A 17,241-nucleotide genomic window follows, 5' to 3' on the forward strand; every position below is an offset into this window, starting at 1 on the left:
CATCACTGGCAAACGGGTGGTCCCATGACCGTGGCTAAACCCTGCTCAAACCGGTCCCATCACGGTGGCGGTCGACACCGGGTTTTCGGCGGTCGAAACGGAGCTTTATTGATGCAACGCCGTCCATCGCCCGGGCAGGTCGCGGAAACCCTGCGGTAAAACACGCGTGAATCATAGAATCGGAGCCCGTCGGTGCGGGTAGAGAATTCGTCGCACCCCGGAAGGTCGGTACAGTGTCGGACGAACAGGGCGAGGAATGCACCCCCGCAGCGGCGACCAAAACGAATGACGTAGACGGCGCCGATGCGGTCGGCGAGGTGATCGGCACTGAGGACGCGACACCGCTGACATTCCACGTCGCGATCTACCCGGAGGCGTACCTGCAGCTCGACGACGTCGTCGCAACCCTGCGCGAGGTCCCGCGGCGCGGCCAGGTGATGACGTCGGGCATCGTCACGCAGGTGCGCGCGCAGCACGAAGGCGCCAGTTTCAGCAGCGACGTGTTCCTCATCTCCGACGGTGTGCTGCCCGCCAGGGTGCAGGAGATCGCCGAGGTGACCACCACGCGCGTCGAGCCCGAGCTCTATGTACCCCCCCGGCCGGGTTCCATCGTGCGTCGCGCGACGGGCCCCGAGCGATTCCAAGCGCTGTATTTCGACCAGATGGAACGTCGTATCCCGGTCGGTACCGGCAGAGACGGGGAGATAATCTACGTCGACCTCGATTTCATCGACGGTACGCGTGGTGCGCACGTGTCGATCAGCGGAATCTCCGGCGTGGCCACCAAAACGTCGTTCGCGCTGTTCCTGCTGCATTCGATCTTCACCAGCGGCGTGCTGCCCAACGCGCACAACGCCAAGGCGTTGATCTTCTCCGTCAAAGGCGAGGATCTGCTGTTCGTGGATCGGCCCAACCTACGGCTGCGCGGGGAATCGGGCGATGAGCTGCGCGCCGAATATGCCCGCCTGAACCTGACGGCGACCCCGTTCGCCTCGGTCGGTTTCTTCGCACCCCCAGTAGCGGCGTCGAACAACGCCCGGCCGAACGTCGCTGGCCGGACCGAAGGGGTGAACGCGTTCTGGTGGACGATCCGGGAGTTCTGCGCCGAGCAACTCTTGCCCTACGTCTTCGCGGACACCGAAGACGAACGCAGTCAGTACACGCTGGTGGTGCATCAGGTGACCAGCCGCCTACGCAGTGACTCCACGCCCGCTGGCAACGACGGTGCAGTCATGATCGACGGACAGCAATGCCGCACGTACACCGACCTGGTCGAGCTCATCTGCGACCGGGTGACCGATCAGGCCACGATGGCACTGTGGGCCGGACCCGCCATCGGCGCCGGGACAGCGAATGCCTTTGTGCGCCGGCTTCGTTCCAGCCAGCGCGCGCTGTCCGAGATCATTCGCGGAGACATCCCCGACCGTCCTGGCAGGCGCATCAGCACCGAAGACCACCAAGTGACGCTCGTGGACCTGCACAACCTCATGGAACGCGCGCAGCGATTCGTCACCGGCGTGGTGCTCCGGGCCGAGACAGAGCGGAAGGAGGCGGCCGGGCCCGGCAGTTTGCTGTTCACGATGCTGGACGAACTCAACAAGTACGCGCCCCGCGAAGGCGAAAGCCCCATTAAAGCCCTGCTGCTCGACATCGCCGAGCGCGGCCGGTCACTCGGCATCATCCTGATCGGTGCCCAGCAGACGGCGAGCGAAGTGGAGCGTCGCATCATCAGCAACAGCGCCATCAAGGTGGTCGGACGCCTCGACGCGGCGGAGGCCTCTCGGGGCGAATACGGTTTCCTGCCGGCGGGGCAGCGAATGCGTGCCACGATCGCGAAACCGGGGGCCATGTTCGTCAATCAGCCCGCGATACCGGTCCCGCTGGCGGTCGAATTCCCCTTCCCCGCATGGGCGACCCGGCTGTCCGAAGTCGACGACGCCCGTCCTCCGTCGTCAACAGACGGCGAATCTCAAGATGGCACCTTTCCCGCCGGCGTACCGCTACCGGACGATGCACCGTTCTAGCGGCCCAGGGAGGAACTGATGAAGTTTCTGCACACCTCCGACTGGCACGTCGGCAAGATCCTCAAGGGGCACAGCAGGCTCGCCGAGCACGCCGAGGTCCTCAATGAGATCGTCGGCATTGCCGGAAGGGAAGAGGTAGATGCGGTGCTATTGCCAGGTGACCTCTACGAAACATCAGCACCGTCAGCCGAAGCGCAACGGCTCGTCGTCCATGCCCTCATTGAGTTACGCAGAACCGGTGCCGAAGTCATCGCGATGGCCGGAAACCACGACCACGCCGGCACGTTCGACGCCTACCGGCCGCTGATGGCGGCCGCTGGCATACATTTGCTCGGCCACGTGCGCCCCGCGGACAGCGGCGGCGTTGTCTCGTTCGACGCCCGATCGACGGGTGAGCGTGTCAACGTCGCCGTCCTGCCCTTCCTGACCACCCGCTACGCGGTGCGAGCCGCAGAGCTGCTGGCCGGCACGCCCGACCTTCATGCCGCGGCGTACGACGAACTTGTTCGCAAGATGCTCAGCCACCTGAAGACCGGCTTCACGGCCGAGGCGATCAATATCATCATGGCGCACTTGACAATCACCGGCGGCACGATGGGTGGCGGAGAGCGCGCGGCCCAGACCATCTTCGACTACTACGTGCCCAGCAGCGTTTTCGGTTCCGACCCTCACTACGTCGCGCTGGGACATCTCCACCGGCGGCAGAGCATTCCCGCGCCTTGCCCGGTTCATTACAGCGGCTCCCCCATCGCCGTCGACTTCGGCGAACAGGACAACACCAACATGGTTCTCCTGGTTGAGGTTTCACCAACCACGCCGGCGAAGATTACCGAGGTGTCGATCACCGCGGGTCGTCGGTTGCGCACCGTCAGAGGCTCACTTCACGAGCTGCGCGAGGGCGCACCCGAATTCAGCAATGACTACCTGCGCGTCTACGTTCGCGAACCCGTCCGCGCCGGTCTGCGCGATGACGTGCTCGAAGCCCTCCCCAACGCCCTCGAGATCCGTATCGATCCCGAATATGTCGAGAAGGCCCAACCGACCGCGCGCCCGGACCGCACCGACCGGAGCCCTGTCGAGCTGTTCGACGAGTTCTGCAAGGAGCGTCAAATCTCCGATCCCCGCATCGATGCACTGTTTATCGAACTCCTCGACGAAGTAACCTCCGCGGACGCGACAGCAACCTGACATGCGCCCGGTCCTACTCGAACTCGACGGCTTCTGCTCCTACCGCACGAAGGTGAGCGTCGACTTCCGCGATGCCGACTTCTTCGTGCTTGTCGGCCCGACCGGCGCCGGCAAGAGCACGATCATCGACGCAATGATCTTCGCGCTCTACGGCACCGTCCCACGCTGGGACAACCGCAGCGCCGTCGCCCCCGCGCTGGCCCCCACCGCAAATCGTGGCGTGGTTCGCCTGATATTTGACCTCGCCGGGCGGCGCTTCAGTGTCGTCCGCGACGTTCGCCGCGGCGGCGGCAAGATACAAGCGGTCACCATCAGGGAAGCCCGGCTGGAGGAATTCCTGTCGCCACTTGCCCTCGGTGCTTTCGACGATGAGACCACCACGCTTGAATCCGGTAGCCCGCGCGTCACGACAGCCGTTGAAAAGCTTCTTGGGCTAACCTTCGACCAATTCACCCAAGCCGTGGCACTGCCCCAGGGTGACTTTGCCCGCTTCCTGCACGCCACGGACGGCGACCGCCAGGACATCCTGAAAAACCTCCTCGGATACGGCATCTACGACGGCATCCAACGTGCGGCATACAGCCGGGCCAGCGCCAATAAGATGCGCGCCGAAACCCTGACCGAGCAGCTGGCCGGATATGCAGACGCCACGGAAGAGAACGTTGCAGCGTTGCGCCAAACCCGCACGAAGGCAAAAGATTTCGAAAAGCATGTGACCACAGTGGCCGTCCCGGCTCTCACGCAGGCGGCCGAGGAGGTAGCCCGCGCAGGAGAGCACGTCGCACAGTTGAACGCCGAACTCGACGCGCTGCTCGCGGTCGTCGTACCGGCGGGGGTCGCCGACCTCGATGTCGCCCGGCAAGCGAAGAAAGCCGCGTTGGCCACCGCCAAGACACAGCAGAGCGGCCTCGAAGAGCGAGATCACACGGCACGTGCCGCGCTCCAAACAGCGCCGCCGCGCCACCAGCTCGAACAGACGCTTGCAAACTGGCGTGAACTTGAGCAGATCACCGACGTGCTACCGGTTGTCATCAACGCCGCCGCTGCTGCGGACGCCGAGCTGCAGGAGGCCGCCACGACCCGCGAACGCGCGGACACCGCGGCCAACACTGCGCGCGCTGCAGCCACCGAAGCCGACCGCGTGGTGGAGCTCCGAGCGCGCGAATACGTCGAGGCGCGAGACCATCTCGCTGCGTTGCACCGAATCAGCGTTCCGGAAGGTCTCGACACGATCAGCGAAGCGATCCGCGACGCGGCTTCTCAACTCACGCAGGCGAAATCGGATCTGGGCAAAGCTGAGGAGGTCCAGAAGGACGCCGCCGACGAGCTCTTGGAGCTCCCCGACCCTGCAACAGCGGTCGCCGCGGTCACCGAAGCAGAAGAGATCATCAGCTTCGTCGCCGGCGACGCCGCCGCATCCGCACAGCGCTCACAATCGGACGCAGGTTTCGCTGAAGCGCAACAGAAGGCAGCAGAAGCAGCCGAGCAGGCCGCGACGGCCGAGGCCGCCTTGCACGACGCCGAACGTGCCGACAAGGCGGCGGCGATCAGGACAGAACTGACCGTCGGAGACGACTGCCCCGTTTGTGGCCAGACCATCACCCAGCTACCGCCCGAGTCCGTTGCCACCAATATTGAAGCTACGCGGTCGGCCGCCGAACGGGCGCGGGACAGGGCCCAGAAGGCGGCGGCTGCACTCGCGCAACTCGAAGTTGAGCACAACAGCGCCGTCGCGGTGCGGGGCGAACAGCTCCGACGGTGCGAGGACCGCCGAGTCAAGCTTCTCGACCACCTCACCGCGCTCGACATGGTGGACCAGTGCGTGATCGTGCGAGATTCCGTCAGCGAAGAAGCGAGCAGTGAAGGGCTGTCTCGGCTCTCGGCGGAGGTGTCAGCAGCACGCGCGAGGCTGGTGGCTGCTCAGGGCCAGCGCGCAAAGATCGAGGACAAGCGCAAGACCGCCGATGCCAACGTGATCCGCGCCCGCGGTAGTGTTCGCGCCGCCGAGCAGGCAGCGGCAAACGCCGAAAACGACGCCGCATCAGCTCGCACCGCCCTCGGTGCGGCCCGCGACAATGTGAGCGCGCTCGACCCACCGGCGATCGACGACAGCGACATCCATCGGGGCTGGGGTCAGTTGACGGCGTGGGTTTCAAGAACCGCCGATGCACTTGCCCAGCAATTCAAAGTGCTGTCACAAGCGGCTGATGACGCCAACGATGCCGCGTCGCGCGGCCACGAGCAACGCAAACTCGCCGAAGACGCGGCCACGGAGTCGGCCAACGCGTACACGGCCGCCGCGGTCGCCAAGGAGCGGGCCGACCAGCAAGTGCAGATGAAGCAGCAGCGCGAGGCCGAGCTCACTCAGCAGCTGTCCGCCGCACCTGAGGTCGATGACGTCCGCAAGCAGCTTGACCATGTGATCGCGCTGGAAGAAGAAGTGAATGCTACAAGTTCGGCACTCGGCGAAGCGCGCACGGCCGTGTCCGCGGCGACAGACGCGCTCGCCCAGGTAGAAGCGGCCATCCAGGCCAGCTGGCAGCAGTTGCGCCGCAGCCGAGATCCGCTGACACCCTTCGGTGCTCCCGAGATCACCGGCACCGACATCGCAGCCGGGTGGCAACTGCTCGCGGACTGGAGCGCCGCCGAAGCGTCCTCGCGAGGAGCCCAGATCGAGGCGGCCAAGCGCGCCGCGTGGGAAGCGGACACGCGGGCACAGGCCGTTCGGGTGAGCTTAGTGGAGGCGCTGACAGCCGAAGGGATAACCGCGCCGTCGACAGACGACGCCGCAGCCCTGAGTACCGAAGCGACCCGTCTGGTCGCCTCCGCGGTCGCGACCGCCCAAGCGGCGCTGAAGCGCGGTAAAGAGCGTCTCGAAGAGTCCAAGCAAATGCAGAAACAAATGAAGGCGGCCAAAGACACGGCCGACGTCGCACATGAGCTCGCGAATCTTATGCGCAGCAACAACTTTCCCCGCTGGCTGATCGCCAGCGCGCTCGATACGCTGCTGCTGGACGCCTCGGCGATCCTGATGGACCTGTCCAGTGGGCAGTTTAGCCTTACCCGCGACGAACGCGACTTGCTGGTCATCGACCACAACGATGCCAACATGCCTCGACTAGTCAAAACGTTATCGGGGGGAGAAACGTTTCAGGCGGCCCTGGCGCTGGCGCTGGCGCTATCGGAGCAGGTCACATCGCTGTCGGCGGTGGGCGCCAGCAAGTTAGAGTCGATATTTCTGGACGAAGGATTCGGCACGCTCGACGAGGTCACCTTGGAGACGGTCGCGGGAACGCTGGAAAACCTCGCATCTTCGGGCTCGCGGATGGTCGGCGTAATCACCCACGTTCCCGCACTGGCCGAACGGATACCGGTCCGCTTCCAAGTGACCCGCGACAGCGCCGGCTCGCACATCGAGCGCCAAGGAATCTGACGAGGTAGACGGTGAGGTTCAGTGTCGATAGTTGGGACCCGAGCTACGACTCCGGAGTCGAGCTGGAGGCGTTGCCACAGTCGGAGGTTCAGGTTGACACCACAATCGAGGTGTCAACGGCAAAATGGGCCCCAATCCCGGCGTCTCAACCAGACGCGCAGAGACGGGACCTGCTATTCGTCGACGGCGTGCGTCGGATCGACGCACGCGTCTGGATCGACGACGCCGCGACCGGCGTAATCGAAGCCGGTCGCTCGGTTGCGGGGATTTGCGCGTCGTATGCGGCTGGCGTCGTCTGCTGCTGCCAACACGGCGCGCATTTGATCAGCAGTGAGGTGCGCCGCGGCCTGTTCACAGCCGCCGTCACCGGAACTCATATCCCCATTGCGGGCAGCACGTACGTTTTCCATCGCGTGGTAGCAGGCTCCGACGTAGCCGTGGCGGCCGCGTTGAGCAACGCCGTTCAGCGCGCGCTGACAGACCTAGAAATCGTTGCCGCGGTGCAAACCCGGGCCGCGGGTTCCCACGGTGCCGTCGCGGACAACCTTTTGATCATCGATGGTCCGCTGCGCGACCGCGCTCACCTTCCCCGCGCACTCGGTTACGTGAAAACGCATCAGGCCCAATATTTGCCACCCGAGTTGAATTCCGTCGTGGCCGAGCTCGAGACGGCCGCGAGGACACCGATATTTGCCATCGCAACGGGCTGGCAGCGCTATTCGTGGTATCTCCGGTTGCCCTGCACCCCGGCCGGACCGTGGGCCGGGGTGGTGCGATTGGAGGCAGCGCCCACACTGGACCTCAGCGAGGCCGTCGCCCTTGCAAACGCGAGTCAGCAGCTACTGGCTAGATTCGCCTCGGTGGAGTACAAGGACAGCCGCGCACCTCAGAACCTCGTGCCCATCGCGGGCCTAGAGAGGCAGCTGCGACATCGCCTCGGCGACGCCTCCCGGCTGTATCGCGAAATACGCTCTGCCGCACCTTTTATTTCGTAGCCCCAGTCGGTGAACTGCGTCGCCTTATCGGGCCGGATCACGAACCGCGAAGTATCCGCCCCGACTAACGTGTGGTCCCAAAATGTTCTCGAGAAAGTGAAAACTGTTCGTTTGGCTTAGGACTGAGTCCAATGTGCGTCGATAAACGCGATGACGCACTGCGTGGCCGGTAACCGCGCCCGAAATTAGCTCCGCAGGAGCCCGGCCCGCGGTGCTACATTCATCGGCCTTCGGCCAGATAACACACGGGTCATTCCTCAGTCTTTGGTCGGGCTGCGACGTACACCACGTTAGAACCGTAGCCCGCGACTTGCTTATCGAGGCGACGGATCACCGACTCCTCATAAGTCGTGACGAGAACCTGTCTTGGCGGCGCATCCGGGGTTCGTGTTGCCGCTACCAACAGGCTTGCGAGAAGGCGCCGATTCCGTGGATCGAGGTGCTCCAACGGCTCGTCCATCAGGAGGATCGGGCTGTTGCTTGCGCTCTGGAGCGCCAGCAACCGAACGAGGACGATCGCGACAGCCCGTTCGCCGCCAGACAGATCGGCGAGGGAGATCTGAGTTTCGGCAACCCTTCCCAGCACGTCGCCAGTGTCCACATCGAGAGTGAGCGATGGACGCCCCGGCCATAGTTCCGACCATCGCTTAGAGAGCAACTCAGCAAGCGGGTTGAGGCGGTCTCGACACATCGAGTCAGCCAGCCGCTCAAATGCGTCTGCTGCGACCGTTGCAAGGTCCGCCTTTCGGTACCGGGAAACGAGGCGACGAGACAGGGCAGCGTCCGCTGACCGCTGCTGAGCATCCGTTCGAAGCGCATTCAGCGATCCGTCTATCTGGTACATCTGGATTCTGACGTCCTCAAGTTGACGGGTCAGGTCCGAGGCGTCTGCTTCGTCTTGATCGGCTGGGCCGTCCGGCATGGGTTCAACTGGCGCCGGGTTCGTACTCGGCAAAACCTCGTTGATGGCCGTGCCCAGCGCGGCGATAGCAGCGTCCGCGCGACTTGCAACGTTTCGTGCGGCTGCTTCGGTTGCCAACAATCGTTGGCGCTCAGCAAGGTGTTCGGCGCGAGCTCGCTCTGCCGCCTCCTCCGATAGCGGTTGGCGGCATGTCGGACAAACGGCGGTGGTCTCCGAGAGCAAGCGAACAGTGGCGTCGATTGACGACACCTGGGCTTCGACGCCACCGACAGCTCTGAGTTGGTCGTCCCGTTGAACCCGTAGGTCGTCCAGCAGAACGCGTGCCGCGTTCTGCATCGTGCTGACGAGGTCAACGAGGACCGAAGCGGGGGCGTCGTGATTGAACTCGACCGCGTCGAGATGGCGCCCAACCAGCTCGTCGAGCACTTCCTTATGTTCGGTCGATGCGGCGGTGAGCCTTGTCGCCACCGCTACCGCGCCCCCACGCGCCGCATTCTCCTGCTCGCGCCATGCCGTCCATTGATTCCTAAGCCTCTGACGCTCCTGAATCTGATCCAACAGTTCCTGAATTTGACGCATCCGACCAGGCAGTGGTTCGCGCTCCGACGAGAGTCTCTCCTGTTCCCCGACGGAAGACCGCTCTGGCCGGTCTCTGAGCGTCAGACGCTCTTTGTCAGCAGATGTAGACGTCTCGCGCGCCGTTTTACGGAGCTCGCCGGCAGCTTCGCGCAGCCTGGACACGCCCAAAACCTCAGATAGGTGCTGGATCAGGTTGTAATCGTCAGCGCTGTTTCGATCCCGAGCGGACTGTGTGCCGCCTTCTCCGATCGCCGCCAGGAGACGAAGTTCAGTCAGACCCACCCCGGCGGCCCGCACCAGGGCATCCGTCCACGCGATTTCGGGCACCTGCCCACCGTTTGTAATCACGGACGGTGTCGGGAGCGGGGTGCGTGAGCCGAGGTCCCCGGGCACATCCCGCGCGATGACCCATTGTGCGCCGTCGAGATCGACGGTGAGTTCGACGCGTGCTGCGCTCTCATTGCCGCCACGAACCGCGCGTTCGACGTTGCTACCACTCGCAAGCAGGCGCCGGTCGCCGAAAAGACCGAAGTGCAGGGCCTGGAGCAGGCTTGTCTTCCCGACGCCGTTGCGGGCCACGATGAACGACGTTCCCTCGGGCAAGTCGAGCTGCAGTCGCTCAAACGCCTTCCAATTCGTTAGCGAGACGTGCCGAATCATGACTTGCTCCTAGCGCGCTCATCAATCAGGGTGACGAGTGCCTCTGCACCCAAGTCGCTGAGGACCACGTGAACGGCTTGATCACGGATCCACTGCGCATCTTGGTCCGCTAGGCCCAGCCTTGCCTCCCTCCACTCTGGGGTGTTCTTTCGTTTCGCTCGAAGTTCGGCCACAACATCCAGTGCGACTTGCAGCGCGATCTCTTCGATCTCTCGCGAAACTTGACCTATACGAGGCGGGGGTTCCCACGATGGATTTATCTGCCGGAGATAGTCCCGTAAAACGGTGGCTACCGGACCGCGGCGCGGAAGCGAGCCATCAGTCGCAGAGGCCTCGGCCGACACGACCGCGTCGGGCCGGTCGAACGGCTCGATGATTCGACATGTCAGGTTATCGTCGTCTACAACGACAATCACGGACGCGGTTTCGGGATTATTGAGCAGCATTGCGAGTCCGCCAGTAAGCACGTCGTCGGCGTCGAGTTCAGTGGCCTCTGCTCCTGGCAGCAACGTCAACCGGATGCGCAGGTCGAGGGCGCGGATCAAGAGGTCGGTCCGAAAGAGCGGTATTGATGTCACACCGGGTGGAAGCACCGGGTTCTCGACGTCCGCTTCGATCTGTGCGTTCTCAAGGGGATCGAGGGCCGCCACAACGCGTCGGGTCAACGCGAGCCGTGCCACAGGACCGCGCCGACGCTGGTCCCCGGCCGGGAGAACGTCACGATTCTGGCTGCCAGCCATGTCCTCTCCCATTTTTTTCTCCATCATCTCGCTGTGCGGCGGCCTAACCGGACCGCCATGCGGTTTAGGGCGTCCTCCTTGCGAGCACGCTTACGCGGTTGCATTGCTAAATCGTTGGTGAGCCGGGCCTCTTCCGCGACAAGTACTGCTTCCAACTCTTGGTCTGTAATGGCACCGCACTCATGTAGTGCGATCAGCAGATCTCCGCTTCCTACCGGGTAGACACGTACATGGACCGCTACATCTACAGATTTCAGGTTCTCGACGAAGTCCACATCGTCACTTACTAACAGCGGGTCGACTCCCGCGGCCTCGCCCGCCGCGTGAGTAGCCATCGCTAGCCGCCGATCCCGCTCACCGAACGTCAAACCCCAAGGCAACGGCACGGGGTCCGGTAGGACATCCCAGCCGAAGTCGCTGTGCACCGTTAAATGGTCTGCGATGTCCGCTTCACGAAGCACTTCCGCTAGCGGGGGTGGCGGGTCGCAGACGTTATCCCGGGGTCCCGTCACCTCTTCTCGAAGGCAGACCTCGCATGACACTAGGTGCCGAGAACCCGAACAACGGTGCGCGGCGAGGAGCGACAAGAGTCGGCGCCGGACACTGTCTGAAGTAGCAAGAACCGTCGCTGCACGGCGAAGAACGAAGAGATGGCTGGCATCGAGACCTAGGACGGTTGACCCAAGAGTGCAGGAGCAATCCTGCATCGGACAGTCGCGGTCGCAGTTGCCAGCCAAGTCACCGTATGGGCAAATCTCCGAGGGATGAGGCATGACTATGGTGAGACGTGGCACGCAAGAAAGCAAGTGCTCGACCGTTGGCGGTCTCTCAACGCGGCGCATGCCAATTCTGCAGCTAGCTGCTCGCTGGCGACTTCGACGCCTTAGTGAGCCTGCATGTTGATCCAGACCATGTCGCTTAGTCCTGGTGCCCTTGATACCAGTAAAGAAAGTTCTCACGCCGCAGATCTCCGACGGCTTCTGGTTGGTCGAGGCCTAGAAATCAGACTTTGGTGGCGGCGGACGGGAGCGGCCGAGCGGACGGGAGCCGCCACCCGCGATGCCTTGTTCTGGTAGCCGACCGCCCAGGACGGACTTGGTCAGGACCGGGCTGCGTGTGGGCGGTAGAGGTCTGAAAATCGGATCAAACCTCTCACAAACGAATCCGAAAACTTCTTAACATCAGCGACCGCATCCAGCGTGGGCGAAGATCAGAACGACCCTGAGGCCGATCTGAAAGCCGGCGCCCAAGTCCATAGCCTTCGCCTGTGTCCGGCTGCTTGTCAGCCTCGGCGTTGGCGAAGGTTCGTAGTGCCACCACAGTCTGATGTGTAGGCATCGTCCACGGCCAGAATGTCGTCGGAGAGATTGTCGGGTGATCGCGCGGTTCCGCAGGACACCGCAGCAACGGGCCAAGATCGTAGAGTGGGGTCAATGACTGCCGCGCAGGTGAATCAGGCACGAGTCGCGGCACAAACGCGCCTTGATGTCCTACCGTTGCGACTCGCACATGTCCGTGGTGTCGCAACGGCCGCCGCTGCCCTTCGCGGGCATTTCGACGTGATCACTGGGGATTGCCTGGTGGCGGCAGCGTGGCTGCATGACATCGGCCATGCGCCGTCTGTGCGGATGACGGGTTTTCATCCGGTCGACGGCGCACTATTCGCGCGCCGGGAAGGGTTTCACGAACTGGTCGTGTCGCTGGTCGCATTTCACTCTGGTGCGCCGGCCGAAGCGCGGGAACGCGGGATCAGCGCTTTCTCGGCTTTCTCTGAACCGCCGCAGCGGGTGCTGGATGCGTTGACGTTCTGCGACTTGACAACGGGGCCCGACGGGTCGACGGTGGCCGCCCATGACCGGCTGCAGGAGGTGCTGCAGCGCTACGAGCCCGACGACCCCGTCCATCGTGCGGTCTACTGTTCACGCGACGAGCTCCTGGCGACTGTGGAACGCGTGCACGGCTGGATCTGATAACCGATCACCCGAGGTAGGGGCTCGATCGGGCTTCGAGGTAGTGGCTGATCCGTAGCCGCATTGATGGGTGCATATCGAGTGTGGCGATATCATCTGGGTGTGTCCACGCAATGTCGGTGCTCTCGTGGTCAATGGCCGGCGTTCCGCCCGTCAGACGAGCGGTGAAGCAAAGCGAGAATTGCTGGCGGACTTCGCCATTGGAGAACGCTACGATGTGGGCGGGATTTGTGTAGATCCCGGTGAGTGCGGTGATCTCCACGTCGAGGCCGGTCTCTTCCTTAACTTCGCGCACGGCGGTCTGTTCGATGGTTTCCCCGACGTCGTGTCCGCCGCCCGGCAGGGCCCAGAGCTTGTTGTCGCGACGCTTGATAAGCAGGATGCGGCCGAGTTCGTCGGTAACGACCGCGGACGCAGACGGAACGACGCTATTGGGCTTGGGAGCCTCAGGGTCGTTGTAATAATCGGTTCGCATGGGCGAACGAGCCTCCTTCAGGTAGGGCTGGCATCAGTCGGTCAGCGGTTTGGCGTTGTCCCAGACTCGATTGAATGCCTGGTCGAACGTGGCCCACAGTCGGGGCTCGTCAGCGCGGGCGAAGACCATGACCGGATTGCTACGGCCGGGCGACCCATAGATGTGAAAGTTCACGATCATGTCGTCGTCGACCCGAAACGTCGACGCGTAGAGGGTCGTTTGGTGCGTCCGAATCTGCAGCCCCGGCGTCGTCGCCCGCGGAGCGAGCAGTTCGACGGTGGTACGGCACCTGGCGATGACGGCTTCTCCGATGTCCTCTTCTTGGCCGCGAAGAATCGTGCTCGCACTTTCTGGGTCGCCAATGAGAACTCGCACGGCGACGCCGCGCTCGGCCGCATCAACCAGTGTGGCGACGAATCCGTCCACGGTGTCGAATAAAAAGGTTGCTGCAAACACCAGGATGTCGACCGCGCGGTGAGCGTCGGTGAAATGCTGCTGCCAAAGACTGACGGGTATCTGACTGCGGGTCGCATACACCGTGGGCATGAATGGCTTGACCCAGCTGGTCGCCAGATGGGAACCGTCGGAGGCCGGGTATTGCTGTGGCCACAGATCGTGCGGAGTGCACCCGAGTACTTCGGCAGCCCGACGGGCGTTTTCCTCACGAACCTTGTAGTCGACATCGGCCAGCCAGCGGTGCACGGTTTTGACCGAGACTCCGATTCCGTCGGCAAATCGCCGATCGGACAGCCTCTTCCCGCGTACACGTTCTCTGAGTGGTTCGTTCGGAATCATCAACCGAGTACGGCGCCCGTCGCAGTCATGGCCTTCGCGTGTGCTCCTCCCCCGCTGGTGCCGCACGTCCCCTGGCTAAGCCTAGCTTGGCGCCAAGTCATCAGCTCCGCTGATTACAAGGGTGCCGACTCCTGCGACGGGTCGCATCCGGGTGTCCGAAATGTCCGGGTGATGACCAATACGTCCGCTCATGTCCGTAGCGATGTCCGATTTGTCCCTCTGAACTGATGCCAGCGCTCAATCGGGCGCTATCGGTACTAGGAAGGACAAAGTCAATGAAGTTGCTCATCAACACAACTGCAGTGACATTCACGTGCACGCGCGCGCCGGAGCAGCGGGTGAACTTCGATACCGGCCAACCCCGTATGGACAAGGCAACGGGTTTGCCCTTGTGGTCGGTCCAGGTCATGGCCTTGGACGAATCGGGCGGTGACGTGATCTCAGTGACTGTTGCGGGAGAACCGAAGGTCTCCGCCGGCCGTGCCGTCACGGTCACTGGTTTGGTGGCGCTGCCGTGGTCGCAGGATGGCCGCTCAGGTATCGCCTACCGCGCCGACGCGATTACCGAGACCGCTGACATGTTGTCGGCGAAGAACTCCGGCGGCCCCACCCGCGCCTAACCCGATTAAAAGATCGATGGGCTGCCCGCCCAAACCCTCCATGGCGCGACTTCGGGCGGGCAGCCCCTACTCGAGTCCGAGCCTATTTAGGAAGGAGTTCTCATGTCCTACTCATCGAACACGAAAAACGGCAGCGGATCTGAACGATCCAACGACGAGTGGATTGTCGAACTGATCTGGGCCATGTTCAAGGCGACGGGTTACCTGCTGTGGCTGGCGATCCTGTTCCCTGCCGTCAGCGTGCCTGCCGTCATCAGTCTGGTAATGATGCTGCGTTACGGCATCGGCGCCGGGATGCTCACTGCTATCGGGCTTGGCGCTGGCTATGGCGCATGGGCTGCGCTGGACACGCAGTCCTTTGAACACTGGATTGCGCGGCCTGTGCGGCAGCGATTCCAGATGTGGTGGCGATACACCCGCACCTGGGAACAAGTGTGTGCCCTGCATGGTCTGACGGCGCGTCACCAGGACCGCACTCTCACACCTGTTGTGCGTTCAATCTGGATCGGCAAGCACACCGACGTGATCGACCTGCGCGTGGTCACCGGTCAGTCGGTGGATGATTGGCACAAGCGGATACGCGAACTCGCGGCCGCGTGGCGCGCTGACCGACTGATCATCCGCCCCACCGCGCCCGGCGAGCTGCGGATCACGATCACACGCTATGACTTTCTGGCCCAACCCATTCGGCTGCCACGCCCGGCGGCCAGTACCAACGTCAACTTGTCGGCTGTGCCGGTCGGGATCACCGACACCCACCAATGGTGGCGGGTTCCGGTGCTCGGCCATCACCTGCTTATCGCCGGCGCCACCGGCGCGGGGAAAGGATCCGTGCTGTGGTCCTTGATTGCCGGCCTGGCCCCCTGCGTCAAGACAGGTCAGGTACGGCTGTGCGTTATTGACCCGAAGGGAGGTATGGAGCTCGGCCCCGGGGCGGGGATCTTCAGTGCGTTTTCTCATGATGCTAAGGACACCACTCTTGACTTGCTGCGGACCTTGGTGACCGCGATGCACGCACGAGCCAACCGGCTACGCGGCCACACCCGCCTGCACACCCCGACACCCTCGGAACCGTTGTACGTCTTGATCATCGACGAAATCGCCGCCCTGACGGCCTACGTCCCCGACCGCAAGATACGCACCGAGATCGAACACCTCCTTGGGCTGCTGCTCTCGCAAGGCCGAGCGGTCGGTATCAGCGTGGTAGCCGCGATCCAGGATCCGTCCAAAGACACCCTCCCGGTGCGCCAGCTGTTCACCGTACGCATTGGGCTGCGACTGACTGAAACCAGCCAAACGGCGATGGTGCTCGGTCAGAGCGCCCGTGACGCAGGCGCGGAATGCGACCTAATCGCCGACACCACCCCCGGTGTGGGCTACGTGATGATCGACGGCACCGCGCAACCGCAACGCATCCGAGCCTTCCACGTCACTGACGCCGACATCACTGACCTCGCCACCCGCTTTACCCCGCTAAGGAGTTACAGCAACGGAAACGCGCACAACACAAATGACGCCGGACCGGACGGGGGCAATCGATGAACACTCCGGTCCACTTGCCGGGCGCTCCGGGCGGCGTCGACCACGAGGTCGTGGTCGCCCAGATGATCCGGCGAGCCAGCGCAGTAGGATTCGACGACTGGTGGCAGCGGATCGAGGCAATTGGCTTCTGCGCCAACCCGATCCACCTGACTGGCCTTGACAGCTTGGGCCGCGAACACGAGGTATTCACGCGATGCAACAACCGACGAGCCGTCGTATGCCCATCATGCTCCGACCTGTACTCACGCGATATCTGGCAACTCATCCACGCTGGTCTGCGGGGCGGACATCACGACATCCCGTCAACTGTGACCGATCACGCCCAAGTCTTTGTGACCCTGACCGCACCCAGTTTCGGTGCCGTTCACACAGTTCGCACCGCAGGCGGTTGCCACCCACGGAACGCAGGCCGCCGCCAATGCCAACACGGAAAGCCGTTGTGGTGCGATCGTTCGCATCGCGATACGGACGCCGAGCTCGGACAACCCCTGTGTGGAGCTTGCTACGACTACCTCGTGCACGTCTTATTTACGTGGCATGCCCCAGAGCTGTGGCGGCGGTTCACGATTCGCCTGCGTCGCGGATTGAAATGCGAGTTACGCCGACGCGCTGAGCAACCAGAACAGACGCGGATTTCGTTCATGAAAGTGGTTGAGCTACAACGACGAGCGCTCCCCCATTTCCACGCCGTCATTCGATTGGACGCCGCATCTGAGCCAGGTCAACCACCAGCAGCGCCAGACACGACCATTAGCGCACAAGACCTCGCCGTCCTCGTCCGCCAGGCGGCGACCAAAACGGCCCTAGCCCTGCCCGGCAACAAAACCCTGCAGTTCGGCGAACAAATCGACATCAAAGCCATCATGACCACGGATGGAAAGCAGAATGATGACAGCCAAACGTCCGGTCGCGAGATTGCCTCTTACCTTGCAAAGTACGTGACCAAATCCGTCGCAGACTTCGGTATCGCAATCCGCCGATTCAGCCCTGCCGCAATCGATCAACTCGACGTAACGGACCACCTTCGCGAGATTCTGCGGGCAATTGCCACAATCTCCGCAGAAGAACCCTACACAGACATGATGGCGTGGCTTCACACTCTCGGCTATCGCGGCCATGTCGTGAGCAAGTCACGACAATTCTCGACGACAATGACCGCCCTGCGCGAACGCCGCGCAGATTGGCGAAAATCGCGAACACACGATGCATTGTCGGCGACCGTTGGAGCATCCCGGGTTTGATGCACACCTCGTTTTGTGTGACCGGGGTGTCCGATCTGAACGGTGAGCGTAGTACCT

12 protein-coding genes are annotated in these 17,241 nt (G+C 63.1%); 8 read left to right on the plus strand and 4 right to left on the minus strand.

The window, feature by feature from the left end:
* Positions 1–437 precede the first annotated feature (437 nt).
* The 4 genes from AWC07_RS01560 to AWC07_RS01575 are packed head-to-tail and all read left to right on the plus strand — an operon-like array spanning position 438 to position 7,640.
* The gene (locus tag AWC07_RS01560) at positions 438–2,024 is read left to right on the plus strand and encodes an ATP-binding protein (protein WP_036410949.1); all 1,587 of its coding nucleotides are present in this window, start codon (positions 438–440) and stop codon (positions 2,022–2,024) included.
* 18 nt (positions 2,025–2,042) lie between these two features.
* Positions 2,043–3,212: an exonuclease SbcCD subunit D gene (locus tag AWC07_RS01565; protein ID WP_036410927.1), complete on the plus strand. Its 1,170-nt coding sequence runs from the start codon at positions 2,043–2,045 to the stop codon at positions 3,210–3,212.
* 1 nt (position 3,213) lies between these two features.
* Positions 3,214–6,645: an AAA family ATPase gene (locus AWC07_RS01570; RefSeq protein ID WP_036410929.1), complete on the plus strand. Its 3,432-nt coding sequence runs from the start codon at positions 3,214–3,216 to the stop codon at positions 6,643–6,645.
* 11 nt (positions 6,646–6,656) lie between these two features.
* Entirely contained in the window at positions 6,657–7,640 is a 984-nt protein-coding gene (locus AWC07_RS01575; RefSeq protein ID WP_036410931.1) for a hypothetical protein, read from the plus strand.
* 250 nt (positions 7,641–7,890) lie between these two features.
* Here AWC07_RS01575 and AWC07_RS01580 read toward each other — a convergent pair whose 3' ends face one another.
* Positions 7,891–9,801 (minus strand): AAA family ATPase, encoded by a 1,911-nt coding sequence (locus AWC07_RS01580; protein ID WP_036410933.1) that lies wholly within the window; start codon positions 9,799–9,801, stop codon positions 7,891–7,893.
* Complete coding sequence (locus AWC07_RS01585; RefSeq protein WP_139829472.1) at positions 9,798–10,553, minus strand: hypothetical protein; 756 nt, start codon at positions 10,551–10,553, stop codon at positions 9,798–9,800. Before AWC07_RS01585 ends, AWC07_RS01580 begins: the two co-directional genes overlap by 4 nt.
* Positions 10,554–11,974: 1,421 nt before the next feature.
* On the opposite strand from AWC07_RS01585, the gene AWC07_RS01595 reads away from it, so the two are divergent.
* Positions 11,975–12,511 (plus strand): HD domain-containing protein, encoded by a 537-nt coding sequence (locus tag AWC07_RS01595; RefSeq protein ID WP_036410939.1) that lies wholly within the window; start codon positions 11,975–11,977, stop codon positions 12,509–12,511.
* Positions 12,512–12,518: 7 nt separating this feature from the next.
* Here the strand turns inward: AWC07_RS01595 and AWC07_RS01600 are convergent, their stop codons facing one another.
* Both AWC07_RS01600 and AWC07_RS01605 read right to left on the minus strand, forming a co-directional pair.
* Positions 12,519–12,986, minus strand: a complete 468-nt coding sequence (locus AWC07_RS01600; RefSeq protein ID WP_036410941.1) for an NUDIX hydrolase — start codon at positions 12,984–12,986, stop codon at positions 12,519–12,521.
* Between the two features lie 33 nt (positions 12,987–13,019).
* Positions 13,020–13,781: an XRE family transcriptional regulator gene (locus tag AWC07_RS01605; protein ID WP_036410943.1), complete on the minus strand. Its 762-nt coding sequence runs from the start codon at positions 13,779–13,781 to the stop codon at positions 13,020–13,022.
* A 275-nt stretch (positions 13,782–14,056) separates the two neighbouring features.
* Between AWC07_RS01605 and AWC07_RS01610 the strand changes: the two genes are divergently transcribed.
* From AWC07_RS01610 to AWC07_RS01620, 3 genes are all read left to right on the plus strand, one after another.
* Positions 14,057–14,401, plus strand: a complete 345-nt coding sequence (locus AWC07_RS01610) for an SCO3933 family regulatory protein (protein WP_036410945.1) — start codon at positions 14,057–14,059, stop codon at positions 14,399–14,401.
* A gap of 102 nt (positions 14,402–14,503) precedes the next feature.
* A complete protein-coding gene (locus AWC07_RS01615; RefSeq protein WP_036410947.1) occupies positions 14,504–15,943 on the plus strand; it encodes an FtsK/SpoIIIE domain-containing protein in 1,440 nt (479 codons plus the stop codon).
* A complete protein-coding gene (locus AWC07_RS01620; RefSeq protein WP_051507862.1) occupies positions 15,940–17,184 on the plus strand; it encodes a replication initiator in 1,245 nt (414 codons plus the stop codon). Before AWC07_RS01615 ends, AWC07_RS01620 begins: the two co-directional genes overlap by 4 nt.
* The last annotated feature ends 57 nt before the right edge of the window (positions 17,185–17,241 follow it).

It is taken from the genome of Mycobacterium gastri (genome assembly GCF_002102175.1).
Classification (GTDB): domain Bacteria; phylum Actinomycetota; class Actinomycetes; order Mycobacteriales; family Mycobacteriaceae; genus Mycobacterium; species Mycobacterium gastri.